The organism is Amaricoccus sp. W119 (assembly GCF_047275745.1).
GTDB lineage: Bacteria > Pseudomonadota > Alphaproteobacteria > Rhodobacterales > Rhodobacteraceae > Amaricoccus.
In genome coordinates this window covers 1-20,356 of record NZ_JBKQWU010000046.1, presented here as the reverse complement: position 1 = coordinate 20,356, position 20,356 = coordinate 1, and the positions used below count along the sequence as shown (strand labels likewise).

General features: G+C 67.4%; 18 protein-coding genes and 1 pseudogene. 6 read left to right on the top strand and 13 right to left on the bottom strand.

From position 1 onward, the window contains the following. Window positions 1-175: 175 nt before the first annotated feature. The 7 genes from ACLJK8_RS17275 to ACLJK8_RS17245 all read right to left on the bottom strand — a co-directional run bounded on the left by ACLJK8_RS17275 (window position 176) and on the right by ACLJK8_RS17245 (window position 6,961). Window positions 176-967, bottom strand: a complete 792-nt coding sequence (locus ACLJK8_RS17275; protein WP_413151592.1) for an amino acid ABC transporter ATP-binding protein — start codon at window positions 965-967, stop codon at window positions 176-178. Window positions 968-1,090: 123 nt separating this feature from the next. Beyond that, window positions 1,091-2,230 (bottom strand): NAD(P)/FAD-dependent oxidoreductase, encoded by a 1,140-nt coding sequence (locus ACLJK8_RS17270; protein WP_413151591.1) that lies wholly within the window; start codon window positions 2,228-2,230, stop codon window positions 1,091-1,093. Then, complete coding sequence (locus ACLJK8_RS17265; RefSeq protein ID WP_413151590.1) at window positions 2,223-3,734, bottom strand: M81 family metallopeptidase; 1,512 nt, start codon at window positions 3,732-3,734, stop codon at window positions 2,223-2,225. Before ACLJK8_RS17265 ends, ACLJK8_RS17270 begins: the two co-directional genes overlap by 8 nt. After that, the gene (speB, locus tag ACLJK8_RS17260) at window positions 3,731-4,693 is read right to left on the bottom strand and encodes an agmatinase (RefSeq protein ID WP_413151603.1); all 963 of its coding nucleotides are present in this window, start codon (window positions 4,691-4,693) and stop codon (window positions 3,731-3,733) included. The genes ACLJK8_RS17265 and speB overlap by 4 nt, the downstream gene beginning before the upstream one ends. Window positions 4,694-4,703: 10 nt before the next feature. Then, entirely contained in the window at window positions 4,704-5,387 is a 684-nt protein-coding gene (locus ACLJK8_RS17255; protein WP_413151589.1) for an ABC transporter permease, read from the bottom strand. A gap of 1 nt (window position 5,388) precedes the next feature. Continuing rightward, the gene (locus ACLJK8_RS17250; RefSeq protein WP_413151588.1) at window positions 5,389-6,105 is read right to left on the bottom strand and encodes an ABC transporter permease; all 717 of its coding nucleotides are present in this window, start codon (window positions 6,103-6,105) and stop codon (window positions 5,389-5,391) included. 61 nt (window positions 6,106-6,166) lie between these two features. Further along, entirely contained in the window at window positions 6,167-6,961 is a 795-nt protein-coding gene (locus tag ACLJK8_RS17245) for a transporter substrate-binding domain-containing protein (RefSeq protein ID WP_413151587.1), read from the bottom strand. Between the two features lie 119 nt (window positions 6,962-7,080). Here ACLJK8_RS17245 and ACLJK8_RS17240 point away from each other — a divergent pair, with 119 nt between their 5' ends. After that, window positions 7,081-7,995: a LysR family transcriptional regulator gene (locus tag ACLJK8_RS17240; RefSeq protein ID WP_413151586.1), complete on the top strand. Its 915-nt coding sequence runs from the start codon at window positions 7,081-7,083 to the stop codon at window positions 7,993-7,995. Between the two features lie 105 nt (window positions 7,996-8,100). Here the strand turns inward: ACLJK8_RS17240 and putA are convergent, their stop codons facing one another. Together putA and ACLJK8_RS17230 are read right to left on the bottom strand one after the other, a co-directional pair. Beyond that, window positions 8,101-11,514 (bottom strand): bifunctional proline dehydrogenase/L-glutamate gamma-semialdehyde dehydrogenase PutA, encoded by a 3,414-nt coding sequence (putA, locus tag ACLJK8_RS17235; RefSeq protein WP_413151585.1) that lies wholly within the window; start codon window positions 11,512-11,514, stop codon window positions 8,101-8,103. A gap of 288 nt (window positions 11,515-11,802) precedes the next feature. Beyond that, window positions 11,803-12,867 carry a LysR substrate-binding domain-containing protein gene (locus ACLJK8_RS17230; protein ID WP_413151602.1) on the bottom strand — a complete coding sequence of 355 codons (1,065 nt, stop codon included), beginning with the start codon at window positions 12,865-12,867 and terminating at the stop codon, window positions 11,803-11,805. Between ACLJK8_RS17230 and ACLJK8_RS17225 the strand changes: the two genes are divergently transcribed. Then, entirely contained in the window at window positions 12,842-13,687 is an 846-nt protein-coding gene (locus ACLJK8_RS17225; protein WP_413151584.1) for an SDR family oxidoreductase, read from the top strand. The two genes, ACLJK8_RS17230 and ACLJK8_RS17225, sit on opposite strands and share 26 nt — an antisense overlap. Before the next feature lie 17 nt (window positions 13,688-13,704). Next, window positions 13,705-14,508 (top strand): SDR family NAD(P)-dependent oxidoreductase, encoded by an 804-nt coding sequence (locus tag ACLJK8_RS17220; RefSeq protein WP_413151583.1) that lies wholly within the window; start codon window positions 13,705-13,707, stop codon window positions 14,506-14,508. A 179-nt stretch (window positions 14,509-14,687) separates the two neighbouring features. Here ACLJK8_RS17220 and ACLJK8_RS17215 read toward each other — a convergent pair whose 3' ends face one another. From ACLJK8_RS17215 to ACLJK8_RS17200, 4 genes are all read right to left on the bottom strand, one after another. Continuing rightward, a complete protein-coding gene (locus tag ACLJK8_RS17215; protein WP_413151582.1) occupies window positions 14,688-16,166 on the bottom strand; it encodes an amidase in 1,479 nt (492 codons plus the stop codon). Window positions 16,167-16,347: 181 nt separating this feature from the next. Further along, on the bottom strand, window positions 16,348-17,040 hold the full coding sequence (locus tag ACLJK8_RS17210) for a hypothetical protein (RefSeq protein WP_413151581.1): 693 nt from the start codon (window positions 17,038-17,040) through the stop codon (window positions 16,348-16,350). Window positions 17,041-17,068: 28 nt separating this feature from the next. Next, window positions 17,069-17,806 (bottom strand): DUF5058 family protein, encoded by a 738-nt coding sequence (locus ACLJK8_RS17205; RefSeq protein WP_413151580.1) that lies wholly within the window; start codon window positions 17,804-17,806, stop codon window positions 17,069-17,071. 42 nt (window positions 17,807-17,848) lie between these two features. Next, window positions 17,849-19,012 carry an amidohydrolase gene (locus ACLJK8_RS17200; protein ID WP_413151579.1) on the bottom strand — a complete coding sequence of 388 codons (1,164 nt, stop codon included), beginning with the start codon at window positions 19,010-19,012 and terminating at the stop codon, window positions 17,849-17,851. A gap of 135 nt (window positions 19,013-19,147) precedes the next feature. On the opposite strand from ACLJK8_RS17200, the gene ACLJK8_RS17195 reads away from it, so the two are divergent. The 3 genes and pseudogenes from ACLJK8_RS17195 (at window position 19,148) to ACLJK8_RS17185 (ending at window position 20,147) form a co-directional block, all read left to right on the top strand. Beyond that, complete coding sequence (locus ACLJK8_RS17195; RefSeq protein ID WP_413151578.1) at window positions 19,148-19,663, top strand: MarR family winged helix-turn-helix transcriptional regulator; 516 nt, start codon at window positions 19,148-19,150, stop codon at window positions 19,661-19,663. Between the two features lie 32 nt (window positions 19,664-19,695). Then, window positions 19,696-19,812, top strand: a pseudogene (locus ACLJK8_RS17190) (IS5/IS1182 family transposase); the annotation flags it as partial. Window positions 19,813-19,880: 68 nt separating this feature from the next. After that, window positions 19,881-20,147, top strand: a complete 267-nt coding sequence (locus ACLJK8_RS17185; protein ID WP_413151577.1) for a transposase — start codon at window positions 19,881-19,883, stop codon at window positions 20,145-20,147. The last annotated feature ends 209 nt before the right edge of the window (window positions 20,148-20,356 follow it).

Genomic DNA, 20,356 nt, shown 5'->3' with positions numbered 1-20,356 from the left:
CCACCCCCCGGACACGGCGGTCTGGCCCCGGGGACGCTCCCGATGATCGCGGCCCCGGCATCCGACGGGTCCGGCGGGCGCGCGGACCCGGAACGAAGAAGTCGCGCCGCGACGATGGCCCGGCCCCATCGTGCTCGGTGGCGCGGCCAGTGTGGCGCGGTTGGGTGTGGCGCGGTCAGTGCCCCAGCACCTGGCTGAGGAACAGCTTCGCCCGCTCGGTCCGGGGGTTGTCGAAGAACTCCCCGGGGTCGTTCTGCTCCACGATCCGGCCCGCGTCCATGAAGATGACGCGGTTGGCGACCTGGCGGGCGAAACCCATCTCATGCGTCACGCAGAGCATGGTCATGCCTTCCTCGGCGAGCTCGACCATCGTGTCGAGCACTTCCTTGATCATCTCCGGATCGAGCGCCGAGGTCGGCTCGTCGAAGAGCATGATCCGGGGCTTCATGCAGAGCGCGCGCGCGATCGCGACGCGCTGCTGCTGGCCGCCCGAGAGCTGGCCGGGATACTTGCCCGCCTGATCGGGGATCCTCACCTTTTCGAGGAAGTGCATCGCGCGCGCCTCGGCCTCCTTCCGGGGCGTGTTCCGGACCCAGATCGGTGCCAGCGTACAGTTCTCGAGGATGGTCAGATGCGGGAAGAGGTTGAAGTGCTGGAACACCATGCCGACCTCGGACCGGATCGCGTCGATGTCCCTCAGCGCGTTCGACAGTTCGATGCCGTCCACCACGATCCTGCCGCCCTGATATTCCTCCAGCCCGTTGAGGCAGCGGATCAGGGTGGATTTTCCCGAACCGGAGGGCCCGGCGATCACGATGCGTTCGCCCTGATGCACGGTCAGGTTGATGTCGCGCAGCGCGTGATAGGCGCCGTAGTGCTTGTTCATGCTGGTGATCTCGATCACCACCTCGTCGTCGACCCGCATCCGGGAGCGGTCGATCGCGCGTTCGATCTCGATGTCAGACATGGTGGTCTCCTCCGGGTTCCCGTGTGGCGGTGATGGCGGCGGCGAGGTCCATCACGGCGTTGCCGACCGACTTGGACAGGGCGATCTCGCCATCGCCGCCTTCGCATCGAGGACATGCATCGCTCAGCGCTCCAGACGGGAGGGCGAGAACGCCGCCGGATCGACGCCCGCGGCGACCGCGCTGGCCGGTATCTCCGCGCCGGTCAGCAGCGCCGCCGCGATCTGCCCGGCCGCGGGCGAGGTCTGGATACCGTAGCCGCCGAGGCCGGCGAGCCAGAACAGCCCCTCGGCCTGACCGGAGAAGCCGATGACCGGCAGCCTGTCCCCGGCGAAGCTGCGCAGCCCCGCCCAGCTGTGCGCGACATGCGTGACTTCGAGCGTCGTGCACTCGCCGAGGTAATGCGCCGCGTAGGCGATATCGAGCTCCTCGGGCCAGGCGTCGTGCGGGTCTACCGGGGTTTCGTCCGCCGGGCTGACCATGAGCTGGCCCGCGTCGGGCTTGAAGTAGAAGACCTCGTCGATCTCGTTCACCTCGGGCATCCGCGAGAGATCGTGGCCCGGCACCTTGACGCTGATCGCGGTGCGCCGGTGTGGCACGATCCCGAGCGGCGCCGCGCCGAGCAGCCCCGCCACCGGATCGGCCCAGCCGCCGGCGGCGTTGACGACCACGCGCGCCCTCACCTCGCCGGCGGAGGTCCCGAGCAGCCAGTGATCCCCCTCGCGCCGGGCACCGGTCACGGCGGCGGACTGCCGGATCTCGGCGCCTTTCGCCTTCGCGCCGCGGGCATAGCCCTGGAGCAGGCTCTCCACCTCGACATCCCAGCAGTCGGGATCGTGGAAGGCGGCCTTGACCCAGTCGCGGTCGAGGAAGGGCACCATTTCCAGCGCCCGGTCGACGCTCAGGAGCCGGACCGGCGAGGCGCCGTCCGGCGGGTTGGCGCGCTCCTTCTCGAAGACGGCGCGCAGATGGTCCGCCTTCTCCGCGTCGGCGATGACGAGATTGCCGCGCGGGCGCAGAAGATCGACACCGGCGAAGCCTCCGGGCGGCGACATCATGAAATCCGCGCTCGCCCGCGTCAGCGCGCCGACGGCCTCGGAATGGAACCGGCGGGTGAATTCGGCGGCCGAGCGACCGGTCGAGTGATAGCCGAGCGAGGATTCCTGTTCGAGCAGCACCACCGACCGGCGGCCGTCGAGAAAATGGGCCACCGAGGCGCCGGTGATGCCGCCGCCTATGATGGCGATGTCATGGATCTCAGTCATTGATGTCATCCAGCGGAAAGACGGGCCGGCGCAGGCGGGTGTAGAGGCGCCGCTTCACATCGGGCGTGCAGAGCCCGCCCGCGTCGGTCACGATGACCTCGGAGGCGATGGGGCCGAAGGCGCCCTTGAAATGCTGCATCGATTTCACGACCAGAACCGACTTTTCCGTCGGCTCGATCCCCACGACGCGGAAGATGTTCCGGTCGAGCATCTGCGTCCGGTCGGAGACGATCATGATGTCGATCCCGCCGACGCGCAGGCGGACGCTCGTGCCGGCCGATCCGGGAAGGCCGGTGAACATCGGCCCTTCGAAGACGAACCGGCCGTCGCTGACCGCCATGACCGTTCCGGTGACTTCGAGCGGCCCGCCGCCCACCGGGGCGTCGGTCTTGCCGCCGATCGTGAGCGTGACCTCGGCGCCGACACCCCGGGCCGCGAGTTCGGCGGCCGCCTCCGGGTCGTAGAGCGCGCCCGCGGCCGCGTCCCCGATCCCCGCCTCCAGCAGCGCCGCGATCACCGCGGTGCAGTCGCTGTAGGCGCCCGAGCCGGGATTGTCGGAGAAATCCGCGACCACGATCGGACCCGCTCCCGAGATCGACCCCCGGGACGTCGCCGCCCGGACCCGCGCGACGCAGTCCGCGAGCGGGATCGGCAGGTCCCATTGATCGCGGAAGGACCAGATCCGGTCGCAGATGCGTCCGGCGGCCTCGGCGGCGCTCTGTTCCGCCGCGGTTCCGGCGTCGTAGGTGACGAGCACCGATGGCCCGGCGGCCCAGACATCGGCGTCGGTGAAGCCCGCGTTGATCGCGACGTTGAGGATGCCCGGGGCCTTCATCTCCTCGGCCGCGCTTTCGAGCAGGCGGCACATCGGACCGTCGTTCGTGGTGCGCCCGTCATCGCAACCGACCAGCATCGGCGGCCGACGGACGAGCAGCCTCGGCACGATCTCGCCCTGGAGCGCGCGATACAGCAGTTCGCAGGCCTCGACGCCCACCTCGCGCATGTCGACATGCGGATAGGTGCGGAAGGACACGGCGATCTCCGCCAGGACCGCCAGCTCGTCGAAGACATTGGCGTGGAGGTCGAGCGTGACGGCGAGCGGGATCTCGGCCCCCACGACCGAGCGGATCTCGCGCAGGAACTGGCAGTCGCCGTCCTGGTCCGTCTCCGTCACCATCGCCCCGTGGAGCGCGACGAAGACGCCGTCGAAGGGCCCGTTCTCGCGCAGGCGGCGGGTGCATTCGTCGGTGATTTCCGCCCGCGCGGCCTCGGTCACCGGGCCGTTCGGCTCGGCATGGGCGGCGGTGATGTAGACCGGCGTCCAGCCGCGGGCCTCGGCGACCTCGATCGCGCCGCCGACCTCGGAGCCGGTGCCGCGGAAATTGGCTGGGATCTCCGCGCCCTTGAAGTAATGCGAGGCGTGGAAATCATCCATTCCGCTCCGCATGACGGTGAAGGTGTTGCTTTCGTTGATGAACTCGATGATGGCGACACGATGGGTCATGACGCGTTCCTCCGCTGGGCCGCGCGGGCGCAGATGTATTCCAGTGCGAGCGAGGCCCCGAGCAGCGCGGTTACATCCGCGTGGTCATAGGGCGGCGACACCTCGACGAGATCCATGCCGACGAAATCGAGATCCACGCTCCCGCGCAGGAACTGGATGATGTCGTTCGGCATCAGCCCGTCGACGACCGGCGTGCCGGTGCCCGGCGCATAGGCCGGATCGAGGCTGTCGATATCGATCGTGAGATAGGCCGGCCGGCCGCCCACGATCTCGCGGACCCTGGCGAGCGCGCCGCGCCAGCCGTGCTCGTGCATCCAGTCGCGGTAGAGGACGGTGATCGGATCGTCGTCGTCGTAAAAGGTACGGATGCCGATCTGGACCGAATGTTCGGCGTCGATCAGCCCGTCCCGCATCGCGTGGTGAACGAAGGTGCCGTGGTCGAACCAGTCGCTCTTCTGGGTGTCGCGATGCGCGTCGAACTGTATGAGCGCCAGCGGCCCGTGGATCTCCGCGTGCGCCTTGAGCGCGGTATAGGTCGTGCTGTGGTCACCGCCCAGCATCACCGTGCCGGCCCCCGAGGAGGTGATGTGACGCGCCATGGCGATGGCGCTGTCGCGCATCTCGGAGACCTGCCCGCGCCGGAACGGGACATCGCCGCAATCGACGACCGAGAGGATGTCGAACGGGTCGAACCCCCAGGGCCAGACCGCGCCCCAGGCGAGCTGGCACGTCGCCTCGCGCAGCGCGCTCGGGCCGAGCCTGGCCCCCGGACGACCCGATGTGGTCAGGTCGAACGGGATGCCGTAGACCCCGATGTCCACGCCCTCCATGTCGATGGTGGGACGGCGCCGCATGAAGGTCCGGATGCCGGAATAGGGCATTTCCACATGGGTGCCGTCGGGACCGGCCGTCGTGCGAAAGATCCCCTCGCGGCCGAATGCGATGTCGTCTGCCTTCATGTTCACGGTATCAGCTCCTGTACTTGAGCCAGGCATTGCGGTTCTCGAGGTGTCTCCAGATCGCTTCGATCAGCAGCACGACGAGCAGGTAGTTGACGGCCGCGATGTAGAAGACGCCGAGGTCGAAGGTCTCGCCGAAGAGGTAGCGGGCCTGTCCCATCACATCCCGGACGGTGATCACGCTCACGAGCGCCGAGGCCTTCAGAAGCAGCACCAGCTCGTTGCCGAAGGCCGGCAGCATCCGGGCGACGGTGATCGGCAGGATCAGGAGCCGGAAGCGCTGGAACCGGTGCAGGCCGAGGGCGAGCCCCGCCTCGATCGTCGATTTCGGGATGGCCCTGATGCCGCCGCGCAGGATCTCGGACTGATAGGCGGCGGAATTGAGCGTGAAGGCGAGCAGACCGCAGTAATAGGCGTCGCGGAAGAACCACCAGAGCCCGAGCGAGCGGAGTTCCTTGCTGAACTGGCCGAGCCCGTAATAGATGATGAAGATCTGCACCAGAAGCGGCGTTCCCCGCGCCAGATAGACGTAGCCATAGGCGAGGCTCGACAGGACGCGGTTTTCGCTCAGCCGGGCCGCCGCCAGCGGGATGGCCACGAAGAAGCCGAGAACGAACCCCAGCACCGTCAGGCTGACCGTGTTCCGGAGCCCTTCGATCCAGAGATCGAGATTGTCGGTGAAGTGCGCGAGCATCTCAGCGGCCTCCAACCAGATTGCGATTGGCGCGGCGCTCGAGAACGGCCTGGACCTGCCCCGAGATGAAGGCGAGGGCGACATAGATCAGCGCCAGGACCGCGTAGAAGAAGAACGGTTCGCGCGTGGTCGCGATCGCCATGTTCGCGTAGCGCATCATGTCGTTCACCGCGATGATCGAGACGAGCGACGTGTCCTTCAGCAGGATCAGCCACAGGTTCCCGAAGGCCGGGATGGCGTGGCGCCACATCTGCGGCAGGATCACCAGGAAGAAGGCGCGCGCGCGGTGCAGGCCGAGAGCGGCGGCCGCTTCGGACTGGCCCTTGCCGACCGCGTGATAGGCGGTCCGCACGACCTCCGAACCCAGCGCCGAGAAGACCAGAGTCAGCGCGATCACACCCGCCGCGAAGGCGTTGAGCGAGATGCTGGCATCGGGAATGAACATGCCGACGACGCCGTTCAGCAGGCTCTGCAGCTGATAGTAGATGAGGATCAGCGTCAGGATTTCCGGAAGGCTGCGGAAGACGGTCGTGTAGCCGTTCGCCAGTGCCCGGACCCAGCCGCTTCTCGCGTGCTTGCCCCAGGCGATGATGAAGGACATCGCCAGCGCGCAGGGGGCCGTGACCAGGGCGAGCGCCATCGTGACCCAGAAGCCGCGCAGCAGTTCGTCTCCCCAGCCTTCGCTTCCGAAGGCCAGCAGCGATAACAGGTCTGTCATGGGAGGAACCCCTTTGTTCCCGCGGGGGAGGGGCCCGCGACCGCGCGCGCCCCCGGTCCGCTCAACCGCCCAGATGCTCGGAAGCTTTCCTGGGCTGGATCATGATGTCGGAGGAGAAGTATTCGCTCCGGATCTTCCCGTAGGTTCCGTCGGCCACGATCGCGTCCAGCGCCCCGTTCAGGGCCTCGCGCAGCTCGGTGTCGTCCGGCCGCACCGCGATCGCGGTGCCCTGCGCGAAATCCGGGAGAAAGGCTTCGCCGACGAATTCGCAGCACGTGCCGGCTTCCGTCCCGAGCCACTCCTCCAGCACCAGCTGGCTGGCGAGAATGAGATCGACCCGCCCGGTCTCGAGGTCGAGCAGCGCGTCGTCGAGCTTGGGATAAAGCTTCAACTCGCTATCCGGGTAGTATTCCTCCAGGATATCGACCTCGCCCGTCGCCGACTGCGTGCCGACGTACATGCCCTCGAGATCCGCGGGCATGGCATCGCCGAACCCGGCGTCCTTCGCGGCGATGAAGCGGATTCCGTTGTAATAATAGGGGTTGGTGAAGCCGACGACCTTGCTCCGTTCGTCGGTGATGGCCATCGACGCGACGATCGCGTCGAATTTCCGCGCGTTCAGCCCCGGAATGATGCCATCCCAGTCGGTCGGCACCCATTCGCAAGTAACGCCCATCTGTTCGCAGAGCGCGTTGCCGATATCGATATCGAAGCCCTTGATTTGCCCGGCGCTGTCGAAGAAGTTGAATGGCGGATAGTAACCTTCGGTGCCCATGCGAAGAGTCTTGTCCTGGGCGATCGCCGCGGTGGCCAGAGCGGAAGTGGCTATGGCGGTCATTACAAACTTCGCGATCATCAATTCCTCCCTGGGAATTTCTTGTCTTGTGTACGCAGGATTCCCGATCACGACTTCTTATTCAAATTAATAGTGTTTTAATGTGGAATTAACGAAACTCATAGGATACCCTATCATCGATGAGCGACTTCGCGCGCAACCTGGACTGGAACCTGCTCTACACCTTCATGGTGGTCGTCCAGAACGAGAGCATGACCAAGGCGGCGGATGAGCTGCTCCGCTCCCAGCCGGCGGTGAGCCTCGCGATCAAGCGTCTCGAGAAAAGCACCGGTCAGCGGCTTCTGGGCCGCGAGGGAAACCGGATGACGGTCACCCCCGCCGGCCAGGCGCTCTACGCGCAGGCGACCGAGATCTATTCCGCGATCTCGCGGCTGCCGCTCACCTTCGAGAAGGCGCCGCTCTCGCTCACCGGCAGGATCACGATCGCCACGATCGACCATGTCGAGAGCCGCGATTTCAACGCGCCCCTTTCCGCCTTCTTCGCGAAATATCCGAAGGTCGAGCTGGAGATCCTGGTCGCGACGACGGCCGATGTCATCCGGATGGTCGAGCGCGGGTCCGCGACCTTCGGGCTCTGCGACGGGGTGATCCCGCGGGGCCTCGGCGCGCGGGAACTGATGCGCGAGCGTTTCGGCCTCTATTGCGGCGCCGGCCATCATCTCGCGGGCCGGACCGACCTCGGCCCGATGGATCTGCGGGGCGAGCCCTTCATCGGCTTCACCGCCGATGTGCTCGGCGGCAGCCACATGGGGGATGTGACCGCCTATCGCGCCCGCGCGTCGATCGGCCAGTATGTCAGGGGCCAGTCGAGCCATGTGAACGAAGTCAGGCGCATGATCGAATGCGGGCTCGGGATCGGCTTCCTGCCGACCCATCTGGCGGAACCCTTCGTCGCGAAGGGCTTCCTGTTCCGGCTCCCGCCCTATGAGAAGGAGCCGACCGCGACGGTCTATCTGATCTCGAACCCGGCGGTATCGCTCTCCGGGGCCGAGCAGCGGCTGCTCGACCAGATCCTGGCCGCAATTCCGGGCTGAACCGGAAACCCGGTGCCGAGGCCGCGGGGGTGCGATGCCCGGGCCACCGATACCGCCCTCGCGCGTCGGCGGGAGGGCGGCTGTCGGACCCGGTGTCCGATGCCTTCAGCTCGCGAGCAGCGCCGCGTTGCCACCGGCCGCGGTCGTATCGACGCAGAGATGCCGTTCATGGGCGACATGCGCGAGATCCGGCAGCGCGGTGACGAGCTGGACGATCTCGCCCCCGCGCGCCGCCAGCGCGGCGGCGTATTGCCGGCCAAGGTCCTCGTCGCCCCACCAGAGCACGGCCGAGAGGTGTCTGAGCCGCGTGAGCGCCGCGGGCGGCAGGTCGCCGTCCACGCCGACCGCGTGCCCGCCGAGCGCGCGCACCGCGGCGATCTGCGTCTCGACCATCTCGCGACCGGGACCGAGGCAGAGCACCGGCCCCCGGGTATGGGCCGAGAGTCGGTTCAGCTCCCCGGTCGGGCCGGACATCAGGCGCTCCTCGATCTTGCGCGGCTTGGTCGCGGCCAGCGCCGCGCTCAGCCGCGCCTCGTCGGCGGGACGGTCCCAGGCATCCGCCGTCGTCCCCGGAGCCCCGGAGGGCGGATCGGGGGCGAAGAAGCGCGGCACGTAGCGCGGCCCCCCCGCCTTCGGACCGGTGCCCGACAGCCCCTCGCCACCGAAGGGCTGGCTGCCGACGACCGCGCCGATCTGGTTGCGGTTCACATAGATGTTGCCGACATGGATCGCGTCCGAGACCTCCTGCACGCGCGAGTCGATGCGGGTGTGCAGCCCGAAGGTCAGGCCGAAGCCCCGGCCGTTGATGTCGGCGATCACCTTGTCGAGATCCTTCGCCCTGAACGTGGCGACATGCAGCACGGGACCGAAGATCTCGCGCTCCAGATCGCCGATCCCGCCCACCCTGATGAGCGTCGGCGGCACGAAGAAGCCCTGTCCCGGCACATCGAGCGCGTGGATGACGCGGTCGCCGCTGGCGGCGATGTAACCGGTGATCCCGTCGCGCGCGTCCGGGTCGATGACGGGCCCGACATCGGTCGCGAGATCCCAGGGGTCGCCCACCTTCAGCTCGTCCATCGCCCCCGTGATCATCTCGATCAGCTGCGGCGCCACATCCTCCTGCACGTAGAGGCAGCGCAGCGCCGAGCAGCGCTGACCGGCCGAGCGGAAGGACGACATGACGATGTCGCGCACCGCCTGTTCGGGCAGCGCCGTCGAATCGACGATCATCGCATTGAGCCCGCCGGTCTCGGCGATGAGCGGCGTTCCGGGCCGGAGATCGGCCGCCATGTTGCCCGCGATCGTCCGCGCCGTCTGGGTCGAGCCGGTGAAGACGATGCCCGAGACCCGCGCGTCCCGGGTCAGCGCGGCCCCGACGACGCCACCGCGTCCGGGCAGGAACTGCAGCGCGGCCCTCGGCACGCCCGCCTCATGCATCAGCGCGACGCCGAGCCACGCGATGACCGGGGTGGCTTCGGCCGGCTTGGCGATGACGGCGTTGCCCGCCATCAGCGCCGCCGCGATCTGCCCGGTGAAGATCGCGAGCGGGAAGTTCCAGGGGCTGATCGCACCGACGATGCCGCGCGGCGCGCCCGGGCGGGTCTCGCCCTCGGCGGCGTAGTAGCGCAGGAAATCCACCGCCTCGCGCAGTTCGGCCACCGCGTCGCCCAGCGACTTGCCGGCCTCGCGCGCCAGGATGCCGAAGATCCGGCCCGAATTCGCCTCGAAGAGATCGGCCGCGCGGCGCAGGCTCTCCGCCCGTTCGGCGGCGGGCGCGTCCCAGATACGTGCGTCGTCGATCGCCCGCGCCGCGGTTTCCGCGTCGACCATCAGCACCTTCGCGATGACCTCCCCCGTCGCCGGATTGAGCACGTCCCGCGTCTCGCCCGAGGGTTCGCTCACCGTCAGCGGCGACGCGTCGGGAAGCGGCGCGTCACGCTCGGCGTAGATCGCGGCCAGGGTCTCCTCGTCGGTGAGATCGAAACCCTGCGAGTTCCGGCGGTCCGCGCCGAACAGATCCGCCGGCCTGACGAGCCCGCGCGGCGCGCTGGCGGTCGCGAGCGCGTCGAACGGGTCGCGGGCGATCTCCTCGGGCGTGACCGATTCCTCGACGATCTGGTGCACGAAGGAGGAATTCGCCCCGTTCTCGAGCAGCCGGCGCACCAGATAGGCGAGCAGGTCGCGATGCGCGCCGACCGGCGCGTAGATCCGGCACCGGCCCCGGGCCTCCTTCATGACGATATCGTAGAGACGCTCGCCCATGCCATGCAGGCGCTGGAACTCGTAGCGGATGTCATCCCCAGCCATCTCGAGGATCGCGGCGACGGTATGGGCGTTGTGGGTCGCGAACTGCGGATAGATGCGGTCGGCGTAGCCGATCAGCTTGCGCGCATTGGCGATGTAGCTGACATCGGTGCCGGCCTTGTTCGTGAAGAGCGGGAAGGCCGGATGCCCCTCGACCTGCGCCCGCTTCATCTCGGTGTCCCAGTAGGCGCCCTTGACGAGCCGGACCATGATCCGGCGGTCGAGCCGGGTCGCGGTCTCGTGGAGCCAGTCGATCACCAGCCCCGCGCGCTTGCCATAGGCCTGCACGACCACGCCGAACCCGTCCCAGCCGGCGAGCGCGGGATCGGAGAGGACCGCCTCGATGACCTTGAGCGACAGGACGAGCCGGTCCTGTTCCTCCGCGTCGACGTTCAGCCCCATGCCCGCCGCCTTCGCCGCCTGGGCGAGCCGCGAGACCACTGGCACCAGTTCGGCCATGACGCGCTCTTCCTGCGCGACCTCGTAGCGGGGGTGCAGCGCGGAGAACTTGATCGAAATGCCCGGATTGGCCTCGACCGAACCCTTGTCGCAGGCCTTCGCGATGGCCGCGATCGCATCCGTATAGGCGCGGTCGTAGCGCGCGGCGTCGGCGCCGGTCATCGCCGCCTCGCCCAGCATGTCGTAGCTGTAGGTATAGCCCCGCGCCTCGAGTCCCCGGGCGCGCTCGAGCGCCGCCTCGATGGTCTGGCCGAGGACGAACTGGCGGCCCATCTCCTTCATCGCCCGTCCCACGGCGCTCCGGATGACCGGCTCGCCCAGCCGGCGGACCATGCGGCGCAGCGTGCCCGCCTGATCGTCGTCCAGCACCTTGCCGGTCAGCATCAGCGCCCAGGTCGAGGCGTTGACCAGCGTCGATGTCGCCTCGCCGAGATGCCTGCCCCAGTCCGAGGGCGCGATCTTGTCCTCGATCAGCGCGTCGATCGTCTGGCGGTCGGGGACGCGCAGCATCGCCTCGGCGAGACACATGAGCGCCACGCCCTCGCGCGTCGAGAGCCCGTATTCGGCGAGGAAATGCTCCATCATCGAGGGTTTCGCCTCGGAGCGGATGCGGCGCACCAGACCGGCGGCGCGGCGGCTGATCGCGGCGCGGTCATCCGGGCTCAGCCGCGCCTCATTGGCCAGCGCGTCGAGCAGCACGGTTTCATCCGCGAACTTCGCTTCCGTCGAGAACACGGTCGGGCTGACTTGAGACATGCTGATCTCCCTGTTCGATCAGATAGATGTACCAAGATGGATTTGGTCCTTGGGACCAAAAACGATATGATCCGAAGTCGAACAGACCATTTTTCAGATGGAATATGGACCGAAGGTCGATAATCGATGCCTCGACCGGAAGATCCTCGCTGAGCCTCTCGAAACCGCCCGCGTCCCCGCCGTCGAACCGGCGCGGAAAGCCGGCCTCTCGAAACGCCCCCCGTGCCACCCGCGGATCGGGCTCGCCTGGCACTCTTCGGGCCGAGAACGTCGGCTTCCTCGCCTGTCTCAGTTCGACCCCCGCATCATTCGAAGCAGCGCGCGGAGGGCCTCGGGCAGCTGGCGGCGGCCTGGATAGTAGAGGTGAAAGGCGGGTCCCATGGACGACCAGTCCGGCAGCACCTCGATCAGCCGGCCATCCTCCAGTCGCGGGCGGATGCGATCCTCCAGTACGTAGCAGATCCCGCCACCGGCTTCGGCGAATTCGATCGTGGCGATCGTGTCATTCGCGATGACCGGCCAGTCACAGGTGAAGAGGAAGGTCTCCTCACCGCGCTCCAGCTCCCAATGATAGACGCGGCCATTGCCCATGCGCATGCCGACGCAGCGGTGGTTCCGCAGATCTCCGGGCTTCGCCAGCGGCGAGGCGCTCGCCAGATATCCCGGCGAGGCGGCCATGACCCATCGCAGTTCCGGCCCCAGCGGAACGGCGATCATGTCCACGGGCACGGTTCCGCCGTAACGGATGCCGGCGTCGAAACCGTCCTTCACGATATCGGCCATCCGGTCATCGACCACGAGTTCCAGCCGCACATCGGGATAGGCTCGCGCATAATCCGCCAGGATGGGGCCGACCACCAGACGCGCGGCATCGCTGAACGCGCTTATGCGCAGATGCCCCGCGGGTGTTTCCCGATACTGGTTCAGAGCCTCCAGCCCGCTTTCAATGGCGGCGAACCCGGCCCGTATATCCGTCAGCAGATCATGTCCCGCCGGGGTCAGGGTCACGCTGCGATTGGTCCGGTTGAACAGCCGGACCCCCCGGCGCTCCTCCAGACCGCGCATGGCATGGCTGACGGCGGAGGGCGACATGTCCAGCTCGTGCGCCGCCCGGCGGAAACCACCGGTTTCGGCGATGATCCGGAACAGGTTCAGATCGCCCAGATCGGCCCTGCTGAGCTTCGATGCCATCGCGTCGGTCCTCTCGGGCAACGGGCAACCGGATGATCCGCTGAATAGAACACTACGTGCAAGTTCACTCAACTTATAATCCCGCGCGGCCAACGCTACCTCGCCTTTCGAGTTCAGGCGATGGAAGGAGCGAAGAGTGACCAACCGCATGCACGCGATCATCTCCACCGGGAGGACCGCCGTCGTCACCGGCGCCGCGAAGGGTATCGGCGCCGCCATCGCCCGCGACCTGGCGATCCGGGGCATGAACCTCGCCCTGTTCGACCGGGACGGCGAGGCGCTGGCGGCCTTCGCGCGGTCGCTCGAAACCGATGTGCTGGCCGTTGTCGGAGACGTCGCCTCGATGGACGACCTGACCCGCCTGCGCGACCGGACCATCGCGCGTTTCGGGGCGGTCGATCTGCTGATCAACAACGCCGGCATGATGAGGAAGGCGGGCCCCTGGGATGCGCCCGAAGCATGGCGCGAGACGCTGGACGTGAACTTCACCTCGGCGCTCGCCGCGCAGCATCTGTTCGTCCCGGGCATGATCGCAGGCGACCGACCCGCCGCCATCGTCAATCTGGGCTCGAAGGAAGGCATCACCACGCCACCCGGAAACGCCGCCTATTCGGTGGCCAAGGCCGGGATCAAGGTTCTGACCGAGCAGTTGGAGCACGAGTTGCGCGATGCCACCGGTGGCCGCGTCTCCGCCCATCTTCTCGTGCCGGGCTATACCTGGACGCCGATGAACTTTCCGGGCATGCGGGAAACCGACGCCAAGCCCGAGGCTCCCTGGAGCGCCGGGCAACTGGTGGATCATTTCACCGCCCGGCTGCTGAACGGCGATTTCTACGTCATCTGCCCGGACAACGAAGTCGCGTCCGATACCGATGCCAGGCGCATCCGCTGGGCCGCCGAGGACATGATCCAGAACCGTCCCGCCCTGTCACGCTGGCATCCGGACTGGGCCGGTCGATTTGCCGACTGGATGAAGCAATAAGGGAAGGAGATAGCCCCATGACCGCCTCACCTGCCACGAACCCGCTCGCCCTTGTCACCGGCGGCTCCGCCGGGATCGGCCTCGAACTGGCCCGGCTGCTGGCGAAGGATGGCCACGACCTCGTCATCACCGGCTCAAGCGACCGCGTGAATGCCGCGGCGGAGGACCTGCGCCAGTCCGGCGTTCAGGTCACGCCCGTGCGATCCGATCTGGCGACCGAGGATGGTACGAACGCCGTCATCGACGCCATCACGGATACGGGCCGCCCGCTGGACATCGCGGTGTTCAACGCGGGCATCGCCATCGGAGGGGCCTTCGTTGACATTCCGCTGCAAGACCACCTGCGACTGATCGCGCTCAATATCCTGTCGCCCGTCCGCATGGCCCACGCCCTGATCCCCGGAATGGCGCGGAATGGCGGCGGCCGGATTCTTCTGGTCAGTTCCCTCTCCGCGACCACGCCGACGCCATATGAGAGCGTCTATGGACCGTCCAAAGCCTTCCTGACCTCGTTCGGACACAGCATCCGCGAGGAGCTTTCCGGCACCGGCGTCCAGATAACGATCCTGCATCCCGGCGCCACCGCGACCGATTTCCATGCCCGCGCGGGCATGGGAGCGACGGAATTTGGCGACAACAGCTGGAAGAACGATCCTGCCCGCGTCGCGCGGCAGGGTTACGCCGCCCTGATGGCGGGTGAGACAAGCCTGATCGGCGGGGACGCGGCCACGCAGGAAGCCGGACGCGAGCACAAGCGGCTGAGCGAGGAGGAAAAGGCGCGCCGTCACGCGAAGATGGCGCGACCGACGGCTGGCCAGTAGCGCGGGACCCGGACAACGGCGGCGGCCGGTTTCGAGGCCGCGCCACCGCCACCCCGGCCGCTGCTTCGCCGGTGCGCGCGGCGGAGCAGCCGAAACGGATGCCCTGGCGCGACACCCCGGGCACGACCTTCGCCCACGGGCCAGCCGAACGCCGGCTGGCCCCGCGGGCGGTGGCGAGCCTAGGCGCCGAGGTTCGGGGTCCGCGCCAGTTCCGCGCTGGCCGCGCGCTCGTATCCGCGGGCAAGCCGCAGCACCGCGAGATCGGCCTGGTGCGGGCCGATGATCTGGATTCCCATCGGCAGGCCCGACGCGCCGAAGCCCGCGGGAACGCTGATCACCGGGCAGCCGGAGAGCGAGCCCGGCACGACGACCTCCATCCACCGGTGGTAGGTGTCCATCTGACGATCGGCGATCCGGGTGGGCCAGGCCTCTTCCACCGGGAAAGGGAAGACCTGCGCCGTCGGCAGGGCGAGGAAGTCGTAGCGCTCGAAAAGCCTCTGCAGGGTGGCGTACCAGGCGCTGCGGATCACGTTCGCCCGGTGCACGTCGAGTCCGGACAGGGCGAGGCCGCCTTCGACCTCCCAGATGGCCTCGGGCTTGAGCTGCGCGCGCTTCGCCGGATCGGCGTGGAGCGCCTCCAGCAAGCCGGCGACGCCCCAATGGCGCAGGGTCAGCCAGCACTGCCAGAGCCGCGCCGGGTCGAAATCCGGCACGACATCGTCGACTTCGCAGCCGAGATCCCGGAAGGTGCCGAGGGCGCGCTCGCAGAGCGGCAGTATTCCTTCCTCCATCGGCAGGTATCCCTGCCAGTCGCCCAGCCAGCCGATACGAACCCCCTTCAGGTCCTGATCGAGGCTTCCGGCGAAGACGGCCGGATCGTCATTGATCGAAAGCGGCGCCCGCGGGTCCGGGCCGGCCTGGGTTGCGAGCATCCTCGCGAGATCGGCGACGGTCCGCGCCATCGGCCCCTCGGTCGCGAGCTGCTGGCCGAAGGTCTCCGGCGTCGGACCGAAGGGCACGCGTCCGAAGGACGGGCGCAGTCCGTAGACGTTGTTGTAGGCGGCGGGATTGCGGAGGGACCCCATCATGTCGCTGCCGTCGGCGACCGGGAGCAGGCGCATGGCCAGTGCCGCGGCGGCGCCGCCGCTCGACCCGCCGGCGCTACGGCTCGGATCATAGGCATTGCGGGTCGCCCCGAAGACCGGGTTGTAGGTATGCGAGCCGAGGCCGAATTCCGGCACGTTGGTTCTGCCGATGATGATCGCGCCCTCGCCCCGGATCCGCTCGACCATGATGCTGTCGGAGCTCGGGACGTTGTCGGCGAAGAGCGGCGAGCCCATCGTCGTCCTGTGGCCGGCGGTGGCGGAGAGATCCTTGATCGCCTGGGGGATGCCATGCAGCCAGCCCATCGACTCGCCTTGCCCGAGCTGCCGGTCACGAGCGTCCGCCTCGCGGAGGAGCTCGTCGCCGTCGCGCATCGAGACGATGGCGTTGACGGCGGGATTGCTGGCCTCGATATGGGCGAGATAGGCGGCCATCACCTCGCGGCAGGATATCTCGCGGGCATGGATCGCGCGCGAGAGGGTCAGGGCGTCCCAGGCCACGGGCTCCGGAAATTGCCGCGTGATCGGGTTCTCGGTCTCGGTGAGCATGGTCATCGTCTTCTCCTCATCGCGCCGTCGGCCGGCGCCCATGATGGCGCCCTCCCCGCGGCGGGGCCTGTAGGTTGGCATGCTATGGCAGTTGCGAGGTGGCTCGCGCGACAAAGGCTCGGGGCCGTCGCATCCGGCCCCTCTTCGGAGTGGACTGGCCGGCGGTGGGGTGCCGCCGGCCGGAACTTCAGGCGTTCTGGGCTACCGCGCGAAATCGGCCCGTGTTGGTCACCACCACGGCGGCGATGGCGAGAATGCCGGCCGCGGCCGAGCCGAAGATCTCGGGAACCGGCGACACGAAGACGGCGAGGCCGACGAGGATGCCGGTGAGCGCGTTCCGCCGGGTGGCGCTGCTCGTGAACATCACCATGACGGCGCCGTAGAGAGCCGGCAGGGTGTAGTCCTTCACCGCCTGCGCGACCGGCGCGGGCAGGACGTCGATCAGGGCCTTGCCGATCAGCACCAGGGCGATGAGGAACACCAGGTTCACGATCACCGAGACGGCGATGCCGATCACCGCGGCGACCTCGGCCTTGCGGCTGCCGGCCTCGGCCCCGATGGCGTTCTGGCAGGAGACGACCACCGGCATGCGCATGTTGCCGATGTTGCCCGACAGGAAGCTCATGTAGGTGCCGCAGACGCCGAGCACCGGGAAGTAGGAGATCGGCTCGACCACCCACATGATGCCGACGAAGGCGACGATGGCGAGAAAGCCGGTCAGGATCGCGCCGGTGCCGGGGAAGGCGCCGAGGACGAAGGAGAGATAGAGCGCCGGGAACACGCAGAGGATCATGGCGACGAGCAGGGTCGCACGGCCGATACGGTGGGCGCGGGGGATGAAGTTGTTGCGGTAGAAGCCTTCGAGGGTCTGGTCGGTCATTGGAACGGTCTCCGGGACAGGGTGACGATCAGGCCAGGGACTGGCCGACGAGATAGCCGGCCACGAGGCCCGCGACGAGGCTGAAGCCGATGCTCCATTCGCGGAGCCACGGGCGGCTGCGGCCGACGAAGTAGAGCGCCACCATGCAGAGCGCGCTGACCGCGACGGCGGCGAGATCGTCCGCCGCGACGGAGATGCTGCTGAACCACTGCTTGTCGACGACGGCGTTGGCGCCGAGGACGAGGAAGATCGCGATCGGGGTGGCGGTGCCCATCGCCCGGATCAGCCCCGGGTTGCTGCCGTTCAGCCGGTCCTGGGTCCGGTCGAGCGTCTTGGTCGCGAAGAACGTCGTGAGCAGCCAGCCCATGCCGCCGAGCGTCATCACCCAGACGGAGGCGGTGAAGGCCTCGAGCGTGTAGCTGTCGGTACCAAGTTCCGCGCCGACGGCCCGCGCGCCCTGGTCGGCGGCGACGAATTCGAAGACCGCGGAGCCGATGACGCCCACCCGCATCAGGGTGACGGGGCTGCCGACCATCGCGACCAGCGACACCGCGACGAAGAACACGGCGATCGCCGGCCCGATCGAGTTGATGGTCGCGGTCTTGTAGACCACCTGCCGCTCCTCCCGGGAGAGGATCCCGAAGCGGTCGGAGAAGGAAAGGGTCATGCGCAGGTAGAGAGCCGCCTGCGCCACGACGACGGTGACGATGAGGATCGCCAGAAGCCACATGGCCGGGCTGTTGGCGATCTGAAGGACCTGTTCCATGCTGTACTCCTCTGTTGGATGCCGCGCCGTGGCGCTCTGTGATCAGGCGAGTTCGATCTGGACCAGCCGGCAGAAATAGCTGGCGACGACCGGGATGATATCGTCGTTGAAGTCGAAGCCGGGGTTATGGGGCATCGCTCCGGGGCCGGTACCGACCCAGATGTAGTTGCCGGGAAGATTCTCGATCATGTAGGCGAAATCCTCGCTGCCGGGGATCGGCGTGATCTCGCCATCGACCTTGTCCTCGCCGACGATGTCGATCGCGGCCGCGATGGCCACGGAAGTCGCCTCGGGATCGTTGACCAGCGGCACGAAGATCTCTTCGAACTCGACCTCGACCTCGCCGCCATAGGTTGCCGCGACACCCTTCGCGATCGCTTCCAGCCGCTCCGCCATCGCGTCGCCGATCTGCTTGTCGAAGAAGCGCAGGCAGCCCTTCAGCGACGCCTTGTCCGGGATGACGTTGAAGCTGTTGGTCCCGGCGTAGACGTCGGTGAACGAGACGATGCCGGTCTGGACCGGGTCGATGTTCCGGGCGACGATGCTTTGCGCCGTCATCACGATGTTCGAGGCGATCTGCGTGGCATCGACCGTGGCCTGCGGCTGGGCGGCATGGCCGCCCCGGCCCTGAACGCGGATCGTGAAGAAGATGCTGCCCGCCATCAGCCGGTCGGGGCGCGTGAGCATGCGGCCGAACTCCAGGCCGGGCATGTTGTGATAGGCATACATCCGGTCGCACGGAAAGCGCCGCAGCAGGCCGTCCTCGATCATGGCGAGAGCGCCGCCCAGCCCTTCCTCGGCGGGCTGGAAGATGAAGACGACCTTGCCGGCGAAATCCCGGCTGCGCGCGAGCTGCCAGGCGGTGGCCAGCAGCGTGGCGGTATGACCGTCGTGGCCGCAGGCGTGCATCACCCCGGGGACCTTGGAGGCATAGGGTTTGCCGGTCTCTTCCATGATCGGCAGGGCGTCCATGTCCGCGCGGAGGCCGATCACCCGGTTCGAAGGACGCGCGCCCTGGAGGACGCCCACCACACCCGTCCCGCCGATGCCGGTATGCACCTCATCGAAGCCGAACTCCTCCAGTTTCCGTGCCACCAGCTCGGCGGCGAACGTTTCGGCGAAGCCGATGCCCGGATTCTCGTGCAGCGCGTGCCGCCAGCCAACGAATTCATGCTGCTGCGCGGCGATATCCTCAAGAATGCTCATTCCGGAACCCTCCATATCTGTCTTTGATCGAGATAGTATCATCTTAAGATGGTTGTGTATAGAGAGTTTCTGCCCCATATGAGAGGAGGAGAGCGCGGCGACAGGCCGTTGAATCCGCAGGAAATGAGGCGAGGCATGGTCCGAAACTGGTCAGCGACATTTCGCAAGGGAAACCCGATCTACCAGCTGAACATACTGGCGAGCGTCACGGTCGATTCGGTCGAGGACCGCTTCGTGGAACACGTGGGGCTCGACGTCAGAACGGTCAGGGTTCTCCGCCTGATCGGTGACAATCCGGGGATCACCTTCGCCGACATCACCGTCATGGGCGCGCTGGAGCGCAGCCTCGCCTCCCGGCTCATCCAGAACCTGGTCCGGGGCGGACAGATCGAACGGCGAAACTTCAAGTCCGACGCGCGTCGCTTCGGCCTCTACATCACCGAGGCCGGACAGGAGGCTCGATCGCGCGCCGACGCGCTCACCGACATCGGGCTGAAGCTGCTCTTCGCGAAGCTCGACGCGGAGGAGGTCTCGGCATTCGTGGCCACGATGGGAAAGCTCGCGGACTGGATCGACAGCGACGAGTTCGAGCAGCGCTTCGACGACGCCTTCGGTTCAGTCAGGTTCGACGACCATCCGCGCGAGGCCTGAGACGAAGCTTCGGGGCAAACGGCTCAGGGCCCGCGGGGGGTGTGGATCGCCTGCTGGCGACGGTGTCCGGCCCCTGCGACGGCGACATCGTGATGATCAACAGTTCCTGCGCGCGGGTGCGCCAGCACGGTGCCGCCGGCAAAAGGGGGCAACCTGGCCTGCTGCCGGTTCCGTGGACACGGAGATAAGATCGTGACCATGGAGCTTGAGACAGCAAATGAAGAGACGGACGTTCAGCCGCGAGTTCAAGATCGAGGCGGTGAAGTTGGTGACGGAGCGCGGCGTCGGGGTGGCGCAGGCCTGCCGGGAGCTCGAGCTTTCGGAGAGCGTGCCGCGGCGGCGGATGCGGGAGCTTGAGAATGCGCCGCTCGGTGCGTTTCCTGGCAACGGTCGTGCAAGTGCCGAGCAGGCCGAGATCGTGGCCTTGAGAAAGGAGTCGCCCGTCTCAAGGCGGAGCGTGGGTGTGGCCATTGATCCGCCATAGATGGGGTGGGCGGCTCCCGCTCCCGACAGCGCGATGTGCGATGTCGAGGGCTGATCCACCCCATCGAGGAAGCCGTTCATGAATGAGATCGTCACTGCTCTGCCCCCTGAGAACTGGGCCGTCCATTCCTGGAAAATTCGGGTACGGTTTGTCTGGCCGGGATAGGAGGCGATGGCATGAAGGCATCGAAGTTCACGGACGCTCAGAAG

Excerpts from the sequence above, each read along its gene's own strand:
- ACLJK8_RS17275 (WP_413151592.1), bottom strand. The coding sequence starts at position 967 with ATGTCTGACATCGAGATCGAACGCGCGATCGACCGCTCCCGGATGCGG.
- ACLJK8_RS17270 (WP_413151591.1), bottom strand. The coding sequence starts at position 2,230 with ATGACTGAGATCCATGACATCGCCATCATAGGCGGCGGCATCACCGGC.
- ACLJK8_RS17265 (WP_413151590.1), bottom strand. The coding sequence starts at position 3,734 with ATGACCCATCGTGTCGCCATCATCGAGTTCATCAACGAAAGCAACACC.
- speB (WP_413151603.1), bottom strand. The coding sequence starts at position 4,693 with ATGAAGGCAGACGACATCGCATTCGGCCGCGAGGGGATCTTTCGCACG.
- ACLJK8_RS17255 (WP_413151589.1), bottom strand. The coding sequence starts at position 5,387 with ATGCTCGCGCACTTCACCGACAATCTCGATCTCTGGATCGAAGGGCTC.
- ACLJK8_RS17250 (WP_413151588.1), bottom strand. The coding sequence starts at position 6,105 with ATGACAGACCTGTTATCGCTGCTGGCCTTCGGAAGCGAAGGCTGGGGA.
- ACLJK8_RS17245 (WP_413151587.1), bottom strand. The coding sequence starts at position 6,961 with ATGATCGCGAAGTTTGTAATGACCGCCATAGCCACTTCCGCTCTGGCC.
- ACLJK8_RS17240 (WP_413151586.1), top strand. The coding sequence starts at position 7,081 with ATGAGCGACTTCGCGCGCAACCTGGACTGGAACCTGCTCTACACCTTC.
- putA (WP_413151585.1), bottom strand. The coding sequence starts at position 11,514 with ATGTCTCAAGTCAGCCCGACCGTGTTCTCGACGGAAGCGAAGTTCGCG.
- ACLJK8_RS17230 (WP_413151602.1), bottom strand. The coding sequence starts at position 12,867 with ATGATCGCGTGCATGCGGTTGGTCACTCTTCGCTCCTTCCATCGCCTG.
- ACLJK8_RS17220 (WP_413151583.1), top strand. The coding sequence starts at position 13,705 with ATGACCGCCTCACCTGCCACGAACCCGCTCGCCCTTGTCACCGGCGGC.
- ACLJK8_RS17215 (WP_413151582.1), bottom strand. The coding sequence starts at position 16,166 with ATGACCATGCTCACCGAGACCGAGAACCCGATCACGCGGCAATTTCCG.
- ACLJK8_RS17210 (WP_413151581.1), bottom strand. The coding sequence starts at position 17,040 with ATGACCGACCAGACCCTCGAAGGCTTCTACCGCAACAACTTCATCCCC.
- ACLJK8_RS17205 (WP_413151580.1), bottom strand. The coding sequence starts at position 17,806 with ATGGAACAGGTCCTTCAGATCGCCAACAGCCCGGCCATGTGGCTTCTG.
- ACLJK8_RS17200 (WP_413151579.1), bottom strand. The coding sequence starts at position 19,012 with ATGAGCATTCTTGAGGATATCGCCGCGCAGCAGCATGAATTCGTTGGC.
- ACLJK8_RS17195 (WP_413151578.1), top strand. The coding sequence starts at position 19,148 with ATGGTCCGAAACTGGTCAGCGACATTTCGCAAGGGAAACCCGATCTAC.
- ACLJK8_RS17185 (WP_413151577.1), top strand. The coding sequence starts at position 19,881 with ATGAAGAGACGGACGTTCAGCCGCGAGTTCAAGATCGAGGCGGTGAAG.